The 20,880-nt window shown below is 63.8% G+C and carries 18 protein-coding genes and 1 riboswitch; of the genes, 2 read left to right on the top strand and 16 right to left on the bottom strand.

Annotated features, from left to right (window positions below; all coding sequences use genetic code 11):
• Positions 1–2: 2 nt before the first annotated feature.
• The 6 genes from ACT6QG_RS15585 to leuS all read right to left on the bottom strand — a co-directional run bounded on the left by ACT6QG_RS15585 (position 3) and on the right by leuS (position 6,646).
• Positions 3–782, bottom strand: coding sequence for a thiazole synthase (locus ACT6QG_RS15585; protein WP_444978503.1), 780 nt, complete (start codon positions 780–782; stop codon positions 3–5).
• Positions 783–800: 18 nt separating this feature from the next.
• Entirely contained in the window at positions 801–1,007 is a 207-nt protein-coding gene (gene thiS, locus ACT6QG_RS15580; protein WP_444978502.1) for a sulfur carrier protein ThiS, read from the bottom strand.
• Between the two features lie 12 nt (positions 1,008–1,019).
• A complete protein-coding gene (gene thiO / locus ACT6QG_RS15575) occupies positions 1,020–2,213 on the bottom strand; it encodes a glycine oxidase ThiO (protein ID WP_444978501.1) in 1,194 nt (397 codons plus the stop codon).
• Positions 2,205–2,298, bottom strand: a riboswitch (TPP riboswitch). It overlaps the preceding gene by 9 nt.
• Before the next feature lie 54 nt (positions 2,299–2,352).
• A complete protein-coding gene (gene holA / locus ACT6QG_RS15570) occupies positions 2,353–3,381 on the bottom strand; it encodes a DNA polymerase III subunit delta (protein WP_444978500.1) in 1,029 nt (342 codons plus the stop codon).
• A 3-nt stretch (positions 3,382–3,384) separates the two neighbouring features.
• A complete protein-coding gene (gene lptE, locus ACT6QG_RS15565) occupies positions 3,385–4,014 on the bottom strand; it encodes an LPS assembly lipoprotein LptE (protein WP_444978499.1) in 630 nt (209 codons plus the stop codon).
• The gene (gene leuS, locus ACT6QG_RS15560) at positions 4,001–6,646 is read right to left on the bottom strand and encodes a leucine--tRNA ligase (RefSeq protein WP_444978498.1); all 2,646 of its coding nucleotides are present in this window, start codon (positions 6,644–6,646) and stop codon (positions 4,001–4,003) included. The genes lptE and leuS overlap by 14 nt, the downstream gene beginning before the upstream one ends.
• 148 nt (positions 6,647–6,794) lie before the next feature.
• Here leuS and ACT6QG_RS15555 point away from each other — a divergent pair, with 148 nt between their 5' ends.
• Entirely contained in the window at positions 6,795–8,252 is a 1,458-nt protein-coding gene (locus ACT6QG_RS15555; protein WP_444978497.1) for a sodium:proton antiporter, read from the top strand.
• 99 nt (positions 8,253–8,351) lie between these two features.
• Here the strand turns inward: ACT6QG_RS15555 and ACT6QG_RS15550 are convergent, their stop codons facing one another.
• The 5 genes from ACT6QG_RS15550 to ACT6QG_RS15530 form a co-directional block, all read right to left on the bottom strand.
• Positions 8,352–9,596 carry a saccharopine dehydrogenase family protein gene (locus ACT6QG_RS15550; RefSeq protein ID WP_444978496.1) on the bottom strand — a complete coding sequence of 415 codons (1,245 nt, stop codon included), beginning with the start codon at positions 9,594–9,596 and terminating at the stop codon, positions 8,352–8,354.
• 45 nt (positions 9,597–9,641) lie between these two features.
• Positions 9,642–10,736, bottom strand: coding sequence for a carboxynorspermidine decarboxylase (gene nspC, locus ACT6QG_RS15545; RefSeq protein ID WP_444978495.1), 1,095 nt, complete (start codon positions 10,734–10,736; stop codon positions 9,642–9,644).
• A 155-nt stretch (positions 10,737–10,891) separates the two neighbouring features.
• The gene (locus ACT6QG_RS15540; protein ID WP_444978494.1) at positions 10,892–11,107 is read right to left on the bottom strand and encodes a hypothetical protein; all 216 of its coding nucleotides are present in this window, start codon (positions 11,105–11,107) and stop codon (positions 10,892–10,894) included.
• Positions 11,108–11,322: 215 nt separating this feature from the next.
• Positions 11,323–12,588: a Glu/Leu/Phe/Val family dehydrogenase gene (locus tag ACT6QG_RS15535; protein ID WP_444978594.1), complete on the bottom strand. Its 1,266-nt coding sequence runs from the start codon at positions 12,586–12,588 to the stop codon at positions 11,323–11,325.
• Between the two features lie 600 nt (positions 12,589–13,188).
• Positions 13,189–14,448, bottom strand: coding sequence for a cyclopropane fatty acid synthase (locus ACT6QG_RS15530; RefSeq protein WP_444978493.1), 1,260 nt, complete (start codon positions 14,446–14,448; stop codon positions 13,189–13,191).
• Positions 14,449–14,984: 536 nt separating this feature from the next.
• Between ACT6QG_RS15530 and ACT6QG_RS15525 the strand changes: the two genes are divergently transcribed.
• Positions 14,985–15,566, top strand: coding sequence for a YqaA family protein (locus tag ACT6QG_RS15525; RefSeq protein ID WP_444978492.1), 582 nt, complete (start codon positions 14,985–14,987; stop codon positions 15,564–15,566).
• A 36-nt stretch (positions 15,567–15,602) separates the two neighbouring features.
• Here ACT6QG_RS15525 and ACT6QG_RS15520 read toward each other — a convergent pair whose 3' ends face one another.
• From ACT6QG_RS15520 to ACT6QG_RS15500, 5 genes are all read right to left on the bottom strand, one after another.
• Positions 15,603–17,240 carry an ABC1 kinase family protein gene (locus ACT6QG_RS15520; protein WP_444978491.1) on the bottom strand — a complete coding sequence of 546 codons (1,638 nt, stop codon included), beginning with the start codon at positions 17,238–17,240 and terminating at the stop codon, positions 15,603–15,605.
• Position 17,241: 1 nt separating this feature from the next.
• Positions 17,242–17,628 carry a YkvA family protein gene (locus ACT6QG_RS15515; protein ID WP_444978490.1) on the bottom strand — a complete coding sequence of 129 codons (387 nt, stop codon included), beginning with the start codon at positions 17,626–17,628 and terminating at the stop codon, positions 17,242–17,244.
• A 139-nt stretch (positions 17,629–17,767) separates the two neighbouring features.
• The gene (locus tag ACT6QG_RS15510; RefSeq protein ID WP_444978489.1) at positions 17,768–18,079 is read right to left on the bottom strand and encodes a hypothetical protein; all 312 of its coding nucleotides are present in this window, start codon (positions 18,077–18,079) and stop codon (positions 17,768–17,770) included.
• 95 nt (positions 18,080–18,174) lie between these two features.
• On the bottom strand, positions 18,175–19,611 hold the full coding sequence (locus ACT6QG_RS15505; protein ID WP_444978488.1) for a UdgX family uracil-DNA binding protein: 1,437 nt from the start codon (positions 19,609–19,611) through the stop codon (positions 18,175–18,177).
• Entirely contained in the window at positions 19,608–20,831 is a 1,224-nt protein-coding gene (locus ACT6QG_RS15500; RefSeq protein ID WP_444978593.1) for a putative DNA modification/repair radical SAM protein, read from the bottom strand. The genes ACT6QG_RS15505 and ACT6QG_RS15500 overlap by 4 nt, the downstream gene beginning before the upstream one ends.
• Positions 20,832–20,880: the final 49 nt, after the last annotated feature.

Here is a 20,880-nt window from a genome sequence, read left to right as displayed (position 1 = left end):
GCTCAGCCGCCGATCAGCCCGAATTCGGGGCTGGATGCTTCCGCATGCAGCTTCTTCGGAATGCGCCCGGACAGATGCGCCAGCCGCCCGGCCTCAACCCCGAAACGGAAGGCGCGGGCCATGTTCACCGGGTCCAGCGCCTTGGAAACGGCGGTATTCAGCAGCACGGCGGAACAGCCCAGTTCCATGGCCTGCGCGGCATCGGAAGCCGTGCCCAGACCCGCATCCAGCACCACCGGAACCGGCGAGCGGGCGCAGATGAGCTCGATCATGTGCGGATTGGCAATGCCCAGCCCCGTGCCGATCATCGACCCCAGCGGCATCACGGTCGCCGCCCCCAGATCCGCCAGCTTCTGGCAGGTCACCGGGTCATCATTGCAATAGGGCAGCACCACAAAGCCGCGATTGACCAGCTCTTCCGTCGCCTTCAGCAGCTCTTCCACATTCGGGTAGAGCAGCTCGCGATCGCCGATCACCTCCAGCTTCACCCAGTCCGTCTCCAGCGCCTCGCGGGCAAGTTCCGCGGTGAGGATGGCGTCCTTCGCGGTCTGGCAGCCGGCGGTATTGGGCAGGATATGCACCCGGCCGGTGAGAAGATCCGTCAGGCTCTCCTCATAGCCGGAGAGGGAGATGCGGCGGATGGAGGCTGTCGCCATCTGCGCTCCCGAAGCCTCCAGCGCATCCAGAAACACCTGCTGGTTGGGATAGCCCGCCGTGCCCAGAAACAGGCGGGAATTGAAGGTCCGCCCGGCAATCACGAGCGGGTCGTTCTGCGTGCTCACGTTTTGTCCTGCCCTGTCTCAACCGCCCTGGCGGGCCGTAATGATCTCGATTTCATCGCCATTCTTCAGTCGGGTCTCGCGCCATGTCCGGCGCGGCACCACGGCGCTGTTCAGCGCCACGGCGATGCCCTTCTGGTCCAGCGACATGCCCTTCAGCTCAAGCAGCTCTGCCACCGTGGCCACCTGAAGCTGCTCTTCGGCTCCATTCACCTTCAGCGACACCATTTCACATTCCCTTCACACGCATTCCGCCGCGGCCGGCCGGTTGAAACGGGCCGCGCCAAAGGGCTGCACCACATCATCCAGCACGCCATCCAGCACGAAACGGGCAATGGCCTGCGCCGTGACCGGCAGCAGCAGAATGCCATTGCGATGGTGGCCCGTGGCATAGACCAGCCCGTCCACCTCCGCGCTTGGCCCCAATATGGGGGCATCATCCCGGCTGCCCGGGCGGAAGCCGACCCATTGCTCGATGATCGGCAGTTCCTCGATGGTGGGCAGCACACGCCAGGCATGGGTCAGCAGGGCCAGCTGCCCGCCGGCCGTGATCTGCGTGTCAAAGCCCTTCTCCTCCGTCGTCGCGCCCAGAATGAGGCGGCCATCACGACGCGGGGTGAGATAGATGCCCGGCCCCCAGACCACATGGTTCAGCAGGGGGGCCTCAGGGTCCATCTGCACCGCCAGCATCTGCCCCTTGACCGGGCGCACGGGCAATGCGGGCGCGGGGGCAATCTCCACGCCCCGGCTCCATGCCCCGGCCGCCAGCACCACCACATCCGCCGCAACCTGCCGTTCCCCGGCAATGATGCCGCGCACCCGGCCCCCTTCCGTCTCCACCCGGCTCACCGGGCAATGCTCATGCAGTGCCACGCCGGCCTTCCCGAGGGCCGCCTTCAGGGCGATCACCACCTTGCGGTTATCGACCTGATGATCCTCAAGCGTGAGAATGGCCCCGGAAAGGCGCGTGGCCAGATGCGGCTCACGGCGACGGGCCTCGGCCGGATTGAGCCACTCCACCGGCAGCCCCAGCGCCTGCTGAAGCGTATAGAGGTGGCGCAGCTTCGCGCCATCATCCGCAGTCAGCCCCACGGTGATGATGCCCTCGGTGCGCAGATCGACGCTTTCGCCGGAGGCGGCTTCCAGATCCGCCGCAAATTGCGGCCACAGCTTCTGGCTGGCGCGGTTCAGATCCAGCAACCGCTCCTCACCCGGCTCCACTTCCGCGCAGGCGGCCAGCATGCCGGCCGCTGCATGGCTGGCGCCCTGGCCGGCCACGCCGGCATCGAAGATTTCCACCGCACAGCCAGCCTGGGCCAGACGCCAGCCGATGGACAAGCCCATGACCCCGGCTCCGACAATGGCGACACGCGGACGCGCCTTCCGGGCGGAGAGGGGGGACGATATTGAATGGGACGACAAGCTGGCGCTCATCGGCAACCTCCCTACGCTGGCATGATCCAGACAGGTTCGATGGGTATGATCTCAGCCGCGCGGTGCGGCACCCCAGGCCGAAACCGCATTATCTCATGTCATGATGGCTGGCGGCAAGGGCAGTCTTGCCGCAGAGGCGCTAGACGCGGCGGTGGGCCGCCTGTTGCGCCACCTGCAGGACTGTGCGCTCGCAAATCGCGGGGGCGAGAGCGGCATTGCGACGGGCGGCAAGAATGGCCTCATCCACCGCCAGCATGGCCTTCAGGCACCGCTCCGCACCAAAGGCGCGCAAGGCCTTCTCGATTTTGGGGCGGCGGGAAAAGTGGATCTGCGGGCGCGCTTTCTCCACCACCCGGTCCGCACTCAGGCCGCCTTCCATCTGCAATGCCATGTGGTGAAGCGCGGAAAGCCCGCGCAAAAGGGCACCCAGCACCGCATCCGGCCGGGTGGCAGCGCCAAAGGCCTTTGCCAGCGCCACCACCGCGCCTTTCGTGTCACCGGAAAGGGCCGAGTCGACGACATCATCCAGCGCAAGGGCGGAGGCATCACCGATGATGACGCGCACATCCTCCAGCGTCACGCGGCCATTGCCCATGGCATAAAGGGCCAGCTTGGCGATTTCCCCGCGCGAGGCCAGCCTGTCCCCCCCGATGAGGGAGACGAGAAGCTCGCGCGCATCCCGGTCTATGGTCAGGCCGGCTTCCGCCAGCATGCTGTCCACCAGCCGGGCAAGGTCACGCTGGGTATCGGCATAGCAGGCGATGGCGAGCGCGTTGGAAGCGGATTCGCACAGATTGCGCAGGGGCGCGCCCCGCTTGAGGTCTGCGGCCTCCACCACCACCAGCGCACCGGGCGGCCCCTCCAGCACGGGCTTGAGCGCCGGCACGATATTGCGCGCGCCAGCCCGAACCCGGATGACCCGTTCGCCGCCAAACAGGCCGATGGTGCTGGTTTCGTCAATCAGCCGGCGCGGATCGGCTGACAGCTCATCCCCCTCCAGACGCACAAGGGCGAAGGGATCGCTGGCATCCGTCACGACAGCGCGCACCAGCGCATCGGCGCGCTCACGCACAAGGCCGATATCCGGGCCGAAAAGGAGCACGACATTCTTGCCCGGATCACGCCGGGCAAGAACCGCCTCGGCATCGCCGGGGCGCACGGCAACCATGGGCTATTTGCCCGTAGGCGCCGGGCGCAGGAAATAGCCGACGAGCTGGGTCTTGATCGCCTCGGTCACGATACGCGCGGCACGGATTTCCGCATCCTGCGATGCACTGTAATTGGCGAAGCGCTGATAGCTGGCATCAATGGTGGCCGTGCCATTGGCCGTACCCTTCACCAGCGGAATCTTCTTGTCATCATCCGCCCGCACCAGTCTCCATTCCGCCTTGAGACGGATGATCTCGTTCTCGGGCAGGCCGGAGCGCTTGTTGACGATGGCGCTCGACTTGGAGGGGGTGACCTTGACGAAGAGCTGGAGCGGCCCATCCTCAGGGTTCGACCCACCGCCCTGGAAGGCGTAGATCAGGTCATTGCGCAGCTCATGGCCGGTCCGGCCCTGAATGGCAAGGACGTTGACCTCCTGCAATTTCTCGCGCACATCCAGGCCACCGGTCGCGGTGTTGCCGGCGGCGTACATGGGCTGGAAACACCCTGCCAGCGCGGCGGAGGCGACCCCGACAAACGCAAGACGGGCTGCCACCACCCAGCCGGCGGCGCGCTGGCGCGCCGGGCGGGTGGCGGAAAACTGGGAAGACACCGGACGAGCGGCGCCGTTGCGGGCTGTGTCAGACGACGACATTCACGATCCTCTGCGGCACCACGATAATACGCTTGGGCGTGCGCCCTTCAAGCGCCCGCTGCACATTTTCCAGCTCCAGCACGGCGGCTTCAATCTCCGCCACCGTCGCCTCGCGCGAGACGATGATGTCATCGCGCTTCTTGCCATTGATCTGCACCGGCAGGGTCACCGAATCGTTCTGCAACAGTGCCGCATCCGTGGCCGGCCAGGATGCCTCGGCCATGAGCGTATCATGCCCAAGGCGCTTCCAGCACTCCTCCGCCAGATGCGGGATCATCGGCGCGACGACACAGGCCAGCATTTCCGCGGCCTCGCGCAGGGCGAAGGCCAGATCCGCCGGCACCTCGCCCGCCTTGCGGGCATGGGCAATGGCCGCGCCGAACTCATTGGCGAATTCATGCACATGCGCCACGGCCACATTGAAGCGCAGGCGCTCCACATCCTCGGCCACCCTGGCAACCAGCGCATGGGCGGCACGCCGCAGGTCAAGGGCGACATCCCCGAAGGCCCCGGGCCGGTCGCTGCCGACCGGCGCACCCAGCGCCACCGCCTCGTTCACCAGACGCCACACGCGCTGCACGAAGCGCCATGCCCCCTCGATACCGCCCTGCGTCCACTCGCTGTCGCGCTCGGGCGGCGTATCGGAAAGCATGAACCAGCGGGCGCAATCCACGCCATATGTATCGGCCACCACTTCCGGGGCCACCACATTGCGCTTGGACTTGGACATCTTCTCCGGCGGCAGAACAGTGACGGGGGTGCCATCATCAATCTTCACCGTGCGGCCATCGGCCTCGCGCCGCACCTCTTCGGGGAAGAGCCAGCGGCCCTGCACGTCCTTGTACGACTCATGGACAATCATGCCCTGGGTGAACAGGCCGGCAAACGGCTCCGTCACATTCACCCGCCCGCACTTCTTCAGCGCGCGGGTGAAGAAGCGCGAATAGAGCAGATGCAGAATGGCGTGCTCGATGCCGCCAATATACTGGTCCACCGGCAGCCAGTGGGCCACGGCGTCCTTGTCCAGCGGCTTTTCGGCATTGTCCGAGGCATAGCGCAGATAATACCAGGACGAATCCACGAAGGTGTCCATCGTGTCCGTCTCGCGCTTGGCCGGCGCGCCGCATTTGGGGCACGGCACATTGCGCCATGCGGCATTGCGGTCCAGCGGATTGCCGGGACGGTCGAAAGTCACATCATCCGGCAGGGTGACGGGAAGCTGCTCGCGCGGCACACCCACCGGGCCGCAGCTTTCGCAATGGATGATCGGGATGGGGCAGCCCCAATAGCGCTGGCGCGAGATGCCCCAGTCCCGCAGGCGGAAATTCACCTTGCGCGTGCCCTGCGGCGCATCACCCACCCGGAAGCGCTCCAGCTGCCGGGCCACGGCCTCCTTCGCATCCGGCACGCTCATGCCATCCATGAAGCCGGAATTGAATAGCGTGCCATCGCCGTCATAGGCCTCATCATCAATGGCGAAGCTGCCCGGATCGGTATTTGGCGGCAGCACCACCGGCACCACCGGCAGCTTGTATTTGCGGGCAAAGTCCAGATCGCGCTGGTCATGCGCCGGGCAGCCGAAAATCGCGCCGGTGCCATAATCCATCAGCACGAAATTGGCGACATAGACCGGCACGGTACGCTCGGCATCCAGCGGATGCACCACCTTCAGGCCGGTATTATAACCCTGCTTTTCCTGGGTCTCGATTTCCTCGGCCGAGGTGCCGCCCTTCTTGCATTCGGCAATGAAGGTGGCGAGCTTGTCATCCTGCTGCGCCAGCGTGCGCGCCAGGGGATGGTCCGGCGAAAGGGCGAGGAAGGCCGCTCCGAACAGCGTATCGGGGCGTGTGGTGTAGACCTTCACGCTCTGCGCATCCTGCGGGGCGAAGCCGCGGGCAAACTCGAACAGCACTTCCATGCCTTCCGAGCGGCCGATCCAGTTGCGCTGCATCAGGCGCACCTTTTCCGGCCAGCGGTCCAGCGTATCCAGCCCTTCCAGCAGCTCCTGCGCAAAATCGGTGATGCGCAGGAACCACTGCGAGAGCTTGCGCCGCTCCACGATCGCGCCCGAACGCCAGCCGCGCCCGTCAATCACCTGCTCATTGGCGAGCACGGTGTTGTCCACCGGGTCCCAGTTGACCTCGCTTTCCTTGCGATAGGCCAGGCCATTCTCAAGGAAATCCAGGAAGATGCGCTGCTGCTCGACATAATAGGAGGGGTCGCAGGTCGCGAGCTCACGGCTCCAGTCGAGCGAAAGGCCCAGCAGCTGAAGCTGCTCGCGCATGGAGGCGATGTTCTCGTAGGTCCATGCCTTGGGATGGGTGTTGCGCTCGATGGCGGCATTTTCCGCCGGCAGGCCGAAAGCGTCCCAGCCCATGGGGTGCAGAACGTTGAAACCGCGCATGCGCTTGTAGCGCGCCAGCACGTCGCCCATTACATAGTTGCGGCCGTGACCGATATGGATGCGCCCGGAAGGATAGGGGAACATCTCCATCACGAAGAATTTCGGTCGCGGGTCGTCATTGCGCGTGCGGAAGGTGCCGGTTTCGGCCCAGGCCTTCTGCCAGCGCGGTTCGACTTCACGGGCGTTATAGCGGTCGGAGCCCTGCTCCACGGTGCGTTCTTCAGTCATGGTGCCGTCAAGGGGTCAGAATATGGCGGGGACTAGGGCAGAAACCGGCGTCCGGGTCAACCATTGTGCGCGGGTGCCATCGGTTTTCCTTGCGCAGGCATACGACTTTAGTCCATCACACGGGCCAGATGATAACAGGAGGATGGATATGGCTGGTTTCAAATGGGCAGGCGCAGGGTTCCGCGCCGCCCTTGTTTCAATCCTGTCCATTCCACTTGCCCCCGCCGCCGCGCTCGCGGCAACAGCTTCCGACCTGCCGGTTCTGGATGGCGCGGCCCTTTCCGCCCTGTGGGGCATTCCCTTTGTGGGCATGCTGCTTTCCCTGGCGCTGATGCCGCTTCTGGCCACACAGTTCTGGCACCATCATTATGGAAAAGTGGCGCTGTTCTGGGCGCTGGCCTTCCTGCTGCCCTTCACCGCCCAATATGGCGCGAGCGCCACGGTGCATGAGGTGGTGCATACCGGGTTGCTGGAATATCTGCCCTTCATCATCCTGCTCTATGCCCTGTTCACCGTGTCCGGCGGCATATTGGTGACTGGCAATCTGCGCGGCAGCCCGCTGGTGAACACGGCCCTGCTCACCCTGGGCACGGTGCTGGCCAGCTTCATCGGCACCACCGGCGCCTCGATGGTGCTCATCCGCCCGCTGCTGCGCGCCAATGACAACCGGCGCTACAATGTGCACACCGTCATCTTCTTCATCTTCCTGGTGTCGAATATCGGCGGCTCGCTCACCCCGCTCGGAGACCCGCCGCTGTTTCTCGGCTTCCTCAAGGGGGTGAACTTCTTCTGGACCACCACCCATCTTCTGCCGGACATGCTGGTGGTGTCCGCGCTGCTGCTGTTCGCCTTTTTCCTGATGGACAGCTTCTTCCACGCCCGCGAGAAGAGCATGCCGCCCCTGCCCGACCCGACCCCGGATACCGATGGCATCGGCCTGCGCGGCATGCAGAACCTGCCGATTCTCGCCGGCATCATCGGCGCCATCCTGCTGAGCGCATTGTGGAAGCCCGGCATTGTCTTCGAGATTTTCGGCACGCGGGTGGAACTGCAATGGATCGTGCGCGATGTGCTGCTTCTGCTGCTGGCGCTGCTCTCCCTCGCCATCACGCCCAAGCTGATCCGCGAGCGCAACGGCTTTGACTGGGAGCCCATCATCGAGGTGGCCAAGCTGTTCGCCGCCATTTTCCTCACCATCATTCCGGTCATCGCCATTCTGCGCGCCGGCACGAATGGCGCCTTCTCCCCGCTGGCGGAGCTGGTGACAGCGCCGGATGGGTCGCCCGTGAATGTCTGGTATTTCTGGCTGACCGGGGCGCTCTCATCCTTCCTCGACAATGCGCCGACCTATCTGGTCTTCTTCAATCTGGCAGGGGGTGATCCCCATGCCCTGATGGGCCCGCTGGCCGTGACCCTGCAGGCGATCTCCGCCGGCGCGGTGTTCATGGGGGCGATGACCTATATCGGCAATGCCCCGAACTTCATGGTGCTCTCCATCGCCCGCTCCCGCGGGGTGAAGATGCCCAGCTTCTTTGGCTATATGGGCTGGTCGATCCTGTTCCTGTTGCCCTGCTTTGCGCTCATCACCTGGATGTCCTTCCTCTAGGAGGCGGTCCGGAGGCAGCGGGAAAATGGACGCATGAAAAAGGCCCGGCAGTTGATCTGCCGGGCCTTTTCACATGTCCACAGGAGGGATCAGAGCCATTCACGCATCGAAATGCAGCGGACGCTCCCCGTTCTCATCGCGGATGGAGGTGGGCAGACCCATCACATTGAGCAGCGCGAGGAAGGGCTGGGCGGGCAGCTCTTCCACATTCACCATGGTCTTTGCATCCCACTTGCCATTGGCCACCAGAAGCGCGGCGGCCACCGGCGGCACGCCGGCGGTGTAGGAAATGCCCTGGCTGCCCACTTCCGCATAGGCTTCCGCATGGTCGGCCACATTGTAGATGAAGACCTCACGCGGCTTGCCGTCCTTCGTGCCCTTCACCACATCGCCGATGCAGGTCTTGCCGGTATAGCCGGGGGCGAGCGAGGCCGGGTCCGGCAGCAGCGCCTTCACCACCTTCAGCGGCACCACTTCCTGCCCATTGTGCAGGCGCACCGGCTGCTCGGACAGAAGGCCGAGATTCTTCAGCACGGTGAACACATTGATGTAATGCTCACCAAAGCCCATCCAGAAGCGGATGTCCGGCACATCGAGATTGCGCGAAAGCGAGTGGATCTCGTCATGGCCGGTCATATAGGCGGTCTGGGTGCCGACGACCGGCAGATCCCATTCCTTGCGGATCTCGAACATCTTGTTCTGCGTCCACTGCCGGTTCTGCCATGACCAGACACGGCCGGTGAATTCGCGGAAGTTGATTTCAGGATCGAAATTGGTCGCGAAATAGCGGCCATGGCTGCCCGCATTGATATCGACGATATCAATGGACTCGATCTTGTCGAAATACTCATCCTTGGCGAGGCGCGCATAGGCGTTCACCACACCGGGATCGAACCCGGCACCCAGAATGGCGGTGACACCGGCCTTCTCGCATTCCTCGCGGCGCGGCCACTCATAATTGCCATACCATGGCGGATCCTCGCAGATCTTGAGCGGATCCTCGTGAATGGCGGTGTCGATATAGGCCGCGCCGGTCTGGATGCAGGCGGAAAGCACCGACATGTTGAGGAAGGCCGAACCGACATTGATGACGATCTGGCTGCCCGTCTCGCGGATGAGCTTTGCCGTCGCCTCGATATCGAGCGCATCGAGCGCATGGGCCTGCAGCTTGCCCGGCACCTTGAGGCTCTTCTTCTCCTCGACGGAGCGGATGATCTCCTCGCACTTCGCGAGCGTGCGCGAAGCAATATGGATGTCACCCAGAACATCATTGTTCTGGGCAGCTTTATGGGCCACCACTTGACCCACGCCACCGGCGCCGATGATCAGGACATTCCTCTTCATTTGGGCCAGGGCCTCCTTTTCAGATGCAAGAGAGAAGAACAAACCTCAGGACAGGTTCGATGAAAAATCGTCATAGGTGAATTCACGCACCAGACGCACGGTGCCATCCAGCTCGCGGATGGCGATGGACGGCATTTTCACGCCGTTGAACCAGTTCTTCTTCACCATGGTGTAGCCGGCCGCATCCTGAATGGAGAGGCGATCGCCCACCTTCAGCTCATGCGGGAAGGCGAAATCGCCGAACACATCCCCCGCAAGACAGGACTTGCCGCAGATCTGGTAGCGGTGCGCCCCCTCATCGGGGAGCATCTTCGCACTCTGGCGATAGATCAGGAGATCGAGCATATGGGCCTCGACCGAGCTGTCGACGATGGCGAGATTCTTGCCGTTATAGAGCGTGTCGAGCACGCTCACCTCCAGCGTCGTGCTTTTGGTGATCGCGGCCTCGCCCGGCTCCAGATAGACCTGCACGCCGTGCTTGTCCGAAAACGCCTTGAGACGGTCGCAGAAGGCATCGAGATCATAGCCCTCGCCGGTGAAATGGATGCCGCCGCCAAGGCTCACCCACTTCGCCGCGCCAAACAGCGCGCCGAACCTGTCCTCCACCTGACCCAGCAGGCGATCGAACAGGGCGAAATCGCCATTCTCGCAATTGTTGTGCACCATATAGCCGGTGACCTGGCCGGCCACCGCCGCCACCTGCTCCGCATTCCACTCGCCAAGCCGCGAGAAGGGACGCGCCGGATCGGCAAGATCGAAATCCGAGGAGCTGACGCCGGGGTTCAGCCGCAGTCCGCGCGCGATGGAACCGGTGCGCCCGGAAAAGCGCTGCAACTGGCCGATGGAATTGAAGATGATCTTGTCGGCATGGCGCACCACCTCATCGATCTCGTGATCGGCATAGGCGACGCTATAGGCATGGGTTTCCCCGCCAAACTTCTCGCGCCCCAGCCGCACCTCATAGAGCGAGGAGGAGGTGGTGCCGGACATGTATTCGCGCATCAGGTCGAACACCGACCATGTGGCGAAGCATTTCAGTGCCAGCAGGGCCTTTGCACCGGAACGCTCCTGCACGAGGGCGATCTTCTCCAGATTGCGAAGAAGAGCGCTCTTGTCGATGAGGTAATAAGGGGTCTGCATCTTCAGTTGATCCTGCCGGCCCTGAATTGGGGGAACATGTTTCCCCGGAGATGGAGGGACGGTGACAGATAAGGGAAAAACCTGTGTGACGGAGCGGGCGGGCCCGGACCATGGCACGGGCGAAGCGCGCCTGCCGGGGGAACCGGCGGCTGCGTCTATGCTTTCAGGGTGCTCGCCTGCATGTGCGCCGCAAAGTGGCGCGGCGGAATTCCCATAGGGGAGTGAATACACCGCAGGCCTGTGCGCGGATGAAAACCACCAGAAACCTTCGCGCGGGACATCAGCGCACGCGCGGCGAAAAAGTCTTCCGTTTGGGTGGCATCCAGCTGGACTGAGCCCATCCCCAATTGGAAGAGGGCGTCATAAGACAAGGCGTCCTCCCCAACCAGCAGATGTAACCTGCAACAGGTGAAGGCCGCTTTATATCCGTCCTGCGTCAAAATACAATCGGTTTCGCGGCGGCAAACAGCATTCGGGCCGATAAAGCTGCTGCCCGGAACGAAACGGGCGCCCCACCACGAGGATGGGACGCCCGATTGTCATGATGATCCAGTTGCCTGTTTCACCCGGCTTGCGCCTTTCGCTTTCAGCTGGTGAAGAAGCTCTGCGTTCCGTGGGCCTCGATGGCTTCGGCCAGGCGGCCCAGCGCATGGACATAGGCCGCCGTGCGCATGGTCACATCCTTCTCGCGCGAGACATTCCAGATGGCCCGGCCCTCACGCTCGGTGATGGTGCGCAGGCGATCGTGGATTTCCTCTTCCGTCCAGTAATAGCCCTGACGGTTCTGCACCCACTCGAAATAGGAGACGGTGACACCGCCGGCATTGGCCAGAATATCGGGCAGAACCACCACGCCACTCTCGGCCAGAAGGGCATCGGCTTCCGGGGTCACCGGGCCGTTGGCCAGTTCCAGAACCAGCTTGGCCTTCACGGTCTTGGCGTTCTTGGAGTGGATCATGTTCTCGAGGGCGGCCGGCACCAGCAGGTCGCAGTCCACGCCCACCAGATCCTTCGCGTCGATCAGCTCATGGCCGCCCTGCCCGGCGGTGCTGCTGACGGGCTTGCCATTGGCCTTGGCCTCCAGCAGCACATCCACATGCAGGCCTTCCTTGGAATAGACCGCGCCCGAGGAATCAGACACCGCCACCACCTTGTGGCCATCGCCCACCAGCAGGCGGGCAATGTGCTGGCCGGCATTGCCGAAGCCCTGCACGGCCACGCGCATGGACTTGGACAGGCCCAGATCTTCCGCCAGATGACGCACCAGATAGAAGCCGCCGCGGGCAGTGGCATCACCACGGCCGAGCGAACCGCCCAGCGCAATCGGCTTGCCGGTGATCACGGCAGGCTCTGCGCGACCGACGATCTGCGCATATTCGTCAGCCATCCAGCCCATGATCATGGAGTTGGTGTAGACGTCGGGCGCGGGAATATCGCGATCCGGCCCGATGATGCGGGCAAAGGCCTGCATATAGGCGCGCGAGAGGCGCTCCAGCTCGGCCTTGGAAAGCGTGCGCGGGTCCACCTGCACGGCGCCCTTGCCACCGCCATAGGGCAGATTCATCACGGCGCACTTGAAGGTCATCCAGAAGGCGAGCGTCTCCACCTCGTCCACATCGGCCTCGGGGTGGAAGCGGATGCCGCCCTTGGTGGGGCCGCGGGTGTCGTCATAGCGGCAACGCCAGGCGAGGAACGATTTGCGCGAGCCATCATCCATGCGGATCATCAGGCGGACCTTGGTGGTCTCGCGCGGGAACTTCAGCTTCTCGATCACATCAGGATCGATGTTGAGATGTGCCGCGGCAGCATCAAGGCGGACGAGCGCGTTATCGAGAAGGCTTTCTTCCGACATCATATCCCCGTTTCAGGTGTGACTAGCAATTGTGCGTGGAAAAGATCGTGCCGGACCCGCCTCGTCAAGACCGCCGCCCCTCTCTTCCCTGCGACACAAGGCACCGGAAACGCTCGTTTAACACCCGCAAAAGCGGCATGACCGGGGGGAAGGAGAGGCGATGGCGATGATGAAAAAACGGACCACATGCCCGCATCGGCGTCATGTGTTGCACAACAGTTGCACACCGGCAACCCCATGAAATTGCACACATGAGAGGCATTTGCGCAGCCCTTGACCAGGGTGTGAGCCGTGTCGCCCACCGCAAGGGGAAGACATCATGAAAAGGCCCGGCCGCACCCCGCGACGCACCATCCGCCCCTTCAGAATGGAAGATGAAAAAAATATTCGCCTGCCGTCAGATTTGCACATTTTCCTTATCACTGATTAGGCACAGGGTGATTCTCCGGGCCGGATATAAGGCCCGGATCGGCCCGCCGATACCGCCCTTTTCCCGCCACCGGCGGGGCAGGCCGCCATCGGTCCATATGCACCGGCTGATGTAAAAAAGCCCGCCGCACCAGAATGCGACGGGCTGTCCCGGAGTAGAGATGAAAGGCTTCACTCACCGGCCAGGCGCATGGGAGACAAGATCTGCTCCTCGATTCTGCGCAGACGACCTTCTTCCTTCTCAATATAACCGCGCGTCAGCGGCACGGCTTCCTGCCGGCGGGCGATCTGGATCTGGAAGACATTCAGCCCCTGATGGCGAAAACCCATCTCGCTGCCGGCAAGATAGAATTCCCACATCCGGCAAAAGCGCTCATCCATGATCCGCACGGCCTCATCGCGGCGCGCCAGAAAACGCTCGCGCCATATTCTGAGCGTTTCGGCATAATGCAGGCGCAGCAGCTCCACATCCGTCACCACCAGCCCCGCCCGCTCGATATGGGGGAAGACCTCTGACAGGGCGGGAATATAGCCGCCCGGGAAAATATACTTCGCGATGAACGGATTGGTGATGCCCGGCGGGTCCGAGCGGCCAATGGCGTGCAGCACCATCACGCCATCTTCATCCAGCAGCTCGCGGACCTTGCGGAAAAACTCGCCATAATGGTCCACGCCCACATGCTCGAACATGCCGACCGACACGATCCGGTCGAACGGGCCCTGCACGTCGCGATAATCCTGAAAGCGGAAGTCGGCGCGGCGCGCAAGTCCGGCCGTTTCGGCACGCTGGCGGGCAATCTCCAGCTGCTCCTTCGAAAGGGTGACCCCGGTGACCTGCCCCTGCGCGATCTGCGCCAGATAGAGACCAAGCCCTCCCCAGCCGCAGCCGATATCCAGCACCTTCATGTCCTCGCGCGAGAACACCATCTTGGCGGCCAGATGCCGTTTCTTGGCCAGCTGCGCCTCCTCAAGGCTCTGCCCGGGATGCTCGAAATAGGCGCAGCTGTACTGGCGGTCCGGATCGAGGAAGAGATCATAGATCTTCTTGTCGATATCATAATGGTGCGCCACATTGCGCTGAGAGCGCCCGCGCGGGTTGAACTGGTCCACCCGCCGCCAAGCATGGCGCGCCAGCGCCAGCGCCCGCCCGGAAAGGGACGCGCTGTTGACACCGGGCTGGGACATCAGCACATCCAGCAGGTCGGTGATGGTGCCTTCCTCCATCACCAGAGTGCCATCCATATAGGCTTCCCCGAGGCAAAGCTCGGGATCGAGGAACACGGCCCGCTGTGCGGCCTGGGTGGTGAAACGCGCCGTGACATGTGGCGCATTGCCGTCACCAGCCGTGATCCGGGCCCCTGATGCCAGGATCATCGTCAATGTGCCATGCTGCATGACACGCTTGAGAAGGTTTTCGAGCAACCGCTCCATCGGCCGACTCCGCTCTGTACAAGTCTGATATCAATTCTTTCGAAAGCAAGCAGATGCCACGAAGAATTACCCCCACTCCATGATCGACATGCACGTAAAAACAGATCCAGAAGATATCGATCTGTCTGTCATATAAGAATCTACCGGTGATATGAAACCATCAACGTTGCATAATCGCAACTCTCCTGTCGCAGGAAGGTATTCAGACTTACGCAGGGTCAATTTGCTTTGACATCGCCCCTGCCCATCATGGTGGCACCCTGACCGTGACATGAGCAACTCCTGGGTGACATCTTGTGCCTTTACTCAGGCGAAAGACCGTCCTAGAGCACGGCCCGTGACATCCGGTCGGGCCCTGCCTCAGGGCTGCGGCCTGGGGCGACTGCAATGGCGGAGGCGCGGTGCAAGCCGTGCGCGCGCCAAGGCAGGCTGTCCGGCAGGAGAATCACGACAGTCCTGCGCCAGGAAACGGCGCGCATCCGGCCGCCGCCCTTCAGTCCCAGCATGGGCCAGACGGCCAGAAACCAACGGTGCCCATGCTGCGCAAACTTTATGACTGGGTGATCGCCTATTCCGCGAAGCCCTCGGCTCCCTGGGCGCTGGCGCTCGTTTCCTTTGCGGAGAGCTCCGTCTTTCCCATTCCGCCCGATGTGCTTCAGGTGCCCATGACCCTGGCGCGGCCGGAGCGGGCCTGGCGCTATGCCCTCATCGCCACCATCGCCTCGGTGCTGGGCGGGCTGGTGGGCTATGCCATCGGCGCGCTGCTTTATGAAAGCGTCGGCAAGTTCCTGATCGACCTGTATGGCTACGGGCAGAAGGCCGATGCCTTTCGCGAGGCTTATGACCATTATGGCCACTGGGTCATCCTGCTGAAGGGCATCACGCCCATCCCCTACAAGCTGGTGACCATCACCTCCGGCTTTGCCCATTACAATATCTGGTGGTTCCTCGCCTTGTCGATCATCACCCGTGGGGCGCGCTTCTTCCTGCTGGCGGGCCTGCTGCACTATTTCGGGCCGATGGCGCGCGAATTCATCGAGAAGCGTCTCGGGCTTGTCACCTTCGGCCTTGCCGCCGTGGTGGTGCTGGGCTTCGTTGTCGCGCTCTATGTGATGTAGGAGCGGTGATGCCTGACACGGACGGCTGCATCCGTATCAGGTGCGCCGTCCGGGGGCGATGATCCACAACAGGCCGGCGGCGATCAGGGCCAGACCTGCCCATGTGCCGGCCGGCACCCCCAGCACCATCGGCCCATAGGCTGTGAGGCGAGGCGCAAGCCCGAGCGCGAAGGCTGCGGTGACGATAGCCACGGCAAGGCGTGTGGCGGCCCAGCGTATATCGCCGCCAATCCGCTCCAGCCCCTTCAGCTCCACTTCCGCTGAAAGGCGCCCCTGACGCAGATGCCGCGTCAACAGCCGCACCATGGCCGGCAGGCCCCGCACCACCTCCACCGCCTCGCGCGCCAATATCCCGCCTTGCCCCAGCAGGGCGGAGGGGGAATAGCGCTGCTTCATTTCCGCATAAACCAGCGGCTTCGCCACGGTGATGGCATCGAAATCCGGGTCAAGCTGGCGCATCACGCCATCTGCCGTGATCAGGGCCTTGAACAGCAGCGCCAGATCCGATGGCAGCACCAGCTGATGATCGCGCGCAAGAGCCATGAAATCATGCACCGCATCGGCCAGCCGCAAGGGCGGGGTGCCATGCCGTGCAACAAAGGCCTCGCATCCGGCCTCAAGCTGGGAGAAGCGCGCCGGCGCCTGCCCGGACCAGTCCAGCAGCAACAGGGCCACCGCGCTGCCCTGCCCTTCGACAATCGCCATCAGCAGGTCCAGCAACTGCTCACGCCGTCGTCCACCAAGGCGGCCCACCATGCCGAAATCAATGAAGCCGACCCGGTTCTGCGGCAAGGCCCGCAGGTTTCCCGGATGCGGATCGGCATGGAACACCCCATCCACCAGCGCCATATGCAGAAAAGCCGTTGCGCCGCGCTGGGCCAGAACGCGGCCATCCAGCCCCTGTGCGGCAAGGCCTGCCTTGTCGGTTGGGGAGAGGCCGGCCATGAAACCCTGCACGAGCGTGCGCTCCGTGCTGAAGGCGGTGAAGATGCGCGGCACCTCGATCCCGTCCATGGCGCGCAGATTGGCGGCGATGGTTTCACAATTACGCCCCTCGGACGCGAGATCCAGCTCCTCCGAAAGCGCCTGCCCCAGCTGGTGGATCACCTCCTGCGGACGATAACGGCTCAGATCCGGCCAGCTTTTCTCGGCAAACTGGGCAAGGGCGGAAATGAGGCGCAGATCCGCCTCAACCTTTGCACGCAGCCCGGTGCGGCGGACCTTGACGACGACATCCTCGCCGCTCTTCAGCCGGGCCCGGTGCACCTGCGCGATGGAGCCGGCCGCCAGCGCCTCTGTCTCGATATGGGCGAAAATCTCTTCCGGTGCTTCTCCCAATGCGGCCACAAGCTCGGCGCGCACGGTCTCCCATGGCTCGGGCGGCACGCCGCTTTGCAGCTTCTCCAGTTCGGCGATCCAGTCCGGGCCCAGCATGTCGGAACGGGTGGAGAGAATCTGCCCCAGCTTGATAAAGCAGGGGCCAAGCTCTTCCAGCGCCTGCCGCAGCCGCTCCGGCGTCGTGGCCTCGGGCTGGGTTTTCTGGCCGGCGAACAGATGCCGCAGCCCCAGCCGCGCAAGAATATCCCCCAGCCCGAAACGCAGCGCGATGCCGGTCATCTCGGCCAGCCTTGCCCGGTCCCGCAGGGCCACAAGGCCGCCTTCAACCACTCCCATCTCAGCCTCCCCACCAGCGCCAGAGCAGCCAGAGCAGTCCCGCCCAGACCAGCACCAGAGCGATGACAATAACTGCCAGCGCCAGAAGGGGATATTTAAACCAGCGGGTGATGAACAGACTGGCCTGCCCCTGCGCGCGCGCCTGCACTGGCATCGGCAGGCGACGACAGATCCACGCCACCGCCAGCGGCACGATGATCAGGTCATCCACCACGCCCAGGACGGGGATGGTGAAGGGAATGAGATCCAGCGGGCTGAGCAGATAGAGGGCGACGGCGATCGAGGCGATCCGGAGGCTGCGCGGGGTTTGCGGATCGCGCATGGCGAACCACAGCACCACCGCCTCCTTGCGGAAGCGCACAAACCGTTGCCGGATGAATTTCAGCACGAATCCAGAAACCCTTCAGCACGCGCACCGGCACGGGAGGGCACAATGGCGCCCTCCCTTGGATGAACATGCCACGGGCGCGGCACATGTAACTGCGCCGCGCCCGCGACTTCATCCCTGACCGGTCATGAAACCTGTTTCAACGTCCATTGAGATTGCGCGCGCACAGCGCGCCGATCACCACCCCGGCGGCCAGCCCCATCATGCCGATGGATGTCGCCAGGGTCAGGGCCGTGCCCGGATGCTCCCGCGCCGCATCCGATACGGCATGCGCCTGGTCGCGCACACGGTTGACGAGGCCGGCGGCATGCTGGTGCGCCTCCTCCTTCACACTGCCGGCCTGATCGACGGCATCCGAAACACGGGCAGACAATGACTTGCTGATCTTCTCCATTTCCTTGCGAAGTTCGGAAACCTGTTGCTCAAGATCAGAACGGATATCATCAGCCATGTTCAGCTCCAGTTTCGTTAAGGCCATCACACCCACAACGCGGGTGCGCCCATCCGGTTCCATCCGCCGGGAAAAGCCGGGCGGCAGATGCGCCCTCACCCCGCCGGCGCAAGCTGCGCACGCATGGCCCCGAGGTCCTGCCCAAGCTCGCGGCGGGCCTGTGCCTTTCGCTCCGCATCCTGCACCCGCAGAATATAGGACGGGTGCCATGTGATGAGCACCGGGCCGCCATGCAGCCCTGTCTCGACCATGCCCCGGCGCGCCTGCATCTGCCCTTCCCGGCCCGTCAGCGCCAGTGCGGCGGAAGCGCCGAGCGCCACCGTCAGCCGTGGCCGGATGAAGGACAGCTCAAGCTCCAGCCACCAGCGGCAGGCCGCGATCTCACCGCGATTGGGGCTGACATGCAGCCGATGCTGTCCACGCGGGGTGAACTTGAAATGCTTCACGGCATTGGTCAGCCAGAGCCTGTCCGCCTCCACGCCGCTCTCCGCCATGGCGGTGCGCAGAAGCTGGCCGGCAGGGCCGACAAAGGGACGACCGGCCAGATCCTCCCTGTCCCCGGGCTGCTCGCCGACAATCATCACCGCGGCATCACCGGCCCCCTCTCCCCACACGGTCCGGGTTGCCGCCTCGCACAGGCCGCAACGACGGCAATGCTGTGCGGCGGCCTGCGCCTCCTCCAGTGCCTGCGGCTGTTCGGCAGGCTGGGGCATGCTGGCGCGATAGCGGGTGGAAACAGGCTGCGCCCCGGCCCGCGGCACGCTGGCCCCGGCCGCCTGCATGCGCGCGACACGTTGCTCCGCATCCTGAAGCATATTGGGGATCAGCCGGGTTTCTGGCAGGTTTTTCCAGTATTTCTTCGGCATTTCCGCGCGCATGGCATCCAGCTTGATCCGCGCAGGATTGAAGATATTGGCGAAATAGGTCTGCCAGAGATCCTCCGTGGCATCTTCCGGCAGATCCGGCCTTTGCCCGCCGGCCTCGAACTCCAGACACCCGTCCACGAACCGGGCGCTCAGGCGCGGGGTGACGATCAGCCAGTCCATATCGGCAAAGCGCCGGGTGAAAAAGGCGCTGCCCGGCTCAAGGCTGTGATGCTCCGGCTCGAACCATGCCGCGAAGCTGCGGCGTGGACCTTGCGCCTCCACCTCCCGGAAACGGACAAAAGCGTGCATCTTGTGAATGTCGCGCCCCACCGCTTTGGCCATGAGATGCAGCCGGCGCCCCAGTTCGTCCGTGGGCGAAACGGGATCTCCCTCATGCCGGTGCAGCCGCCAGAGAGCCTCATAGAGCCGGGCGAAGCGACCCGGTTCCCGGTGCCAGACCACCTGCTGCGCCAGATGCAGGAAAGCCTGCGGCACACGCACCTCACATGCCCCATCCCTGTCCGGCAGGGATGCTGCCGGGAACAGGCCGTCCCCTCCATCCCAGTCCAGCGCCTGTGGCGGCAAACCATGGCTGATGGCCCGCCGGGCGGCAGCGCGCCATGCGGCAAAGGTGCCGGTTTCGGGCAGATGAATGCCGATGGTCACAGCAGGCTCAACTGTTCGGGCGGTCGGGTGAAGCGGGCGCGCAGGTCCGGGCTGTCTGTCAGCTTGCGCGGGGTCCAGCCTGGGGCGCAGATGAAGGGGCGCGCCTTCTTCATCTGCGCCCCGATGCGGGAGAGATCCTCGAACCGCAAGCTGCGCGCACGCCGCGCGGCGATGATGCGATCCACCGTGCGCACGCCGAACCCCGGCACCCGCAACAGCATTTCACGCGGGGCCATATTCACATCGAGAGGAAACAGGCCGCGATGCTGCAAGGCCCAGGCCAGCTTGGGGTCGATCTCCAGATCGAGATGCCCCTTCCGCGCGCCGGTTGCGATCTCCTCCGCGCTGAAGCCGTAGAAGCGCAGCAACCAGTCGGCCTGATACAGCCTGTGCTCGCGCATCAGGGGCGGCTTGATGAGCGGCAGGGCGGAGGAGGCATCCGGTATGGGGCTGAACGCCGAATAATAGACCCGCCGCAGACGGTAGCCCGTATAGAGCCGGGTGGCGCTGTTGAGGATGGTGACATCATCGGATGCATCAGCCCCGATGATCATCTGCGTGCTCTGCCCGGCGGGGGCGAAACGGGCGGCCTTGCGCCCCTTGTAGCTGCGCTCCTGCGCGCTTTCCCCCTCAAGGCGCACCTGCGCCATGGTGGCGCGAATGGTTTCGGGCCGCTTTTCCGGCGCGAAAGTCCGCACGCTCCCGTCCTGCGGCAGCTCGACATTGATGGATAGCCTGTCCGCCCACAGCCCGGCCTGGCGGATCAGCTCCGGCGCGGCGTCGGGAATGGTCTTGAGATGGATATAGCCCTTGAACCGGTGCACCTGCCGCAGGGTGCGGGCAATGCGGACCATGTCTTCCATGGTCTGATCCGGCGAGCGGATGATGCCGGAGGACAGGAACAGGCCCTCGATATAATTGCGCCGGTAGAATTCCAGCGTGAGGGAGACCACCTCATCCACGCTGAAACGCGCACGCTCCACATTCGAGCTGACGCGGTTGATGCAATAGGCGCAATCGAAAATGCAGAAATTCGTCATCAGGATTTTCAGCAGCGAGATGCAGCGTCCATCCGGCGTATAGGCATGACAGATGCCCGCACCGCCCGAGGATCCGAGGCCGCCGGAGCGGGAATCGCGCTTCTCTCCCCCGCTGGAGGCGCAGGAGGCATCATATTTGGCGGCATCCGAAAGGATGGCGAGTTTCTGCTGAACGGACATCTGTGCCATGGGCGCAGAATGTATGTTCCCTGTTTGTTCGTCAAGGGGA

Source organism: Haloleucobacter ellipsoideus (assembly GCF_052491725.1).
The sequence above is the reverse complement of the archived record's forward strand: the minus strand, read 5'-3'. Positions and strand labels throughout refer to the sequence as shown.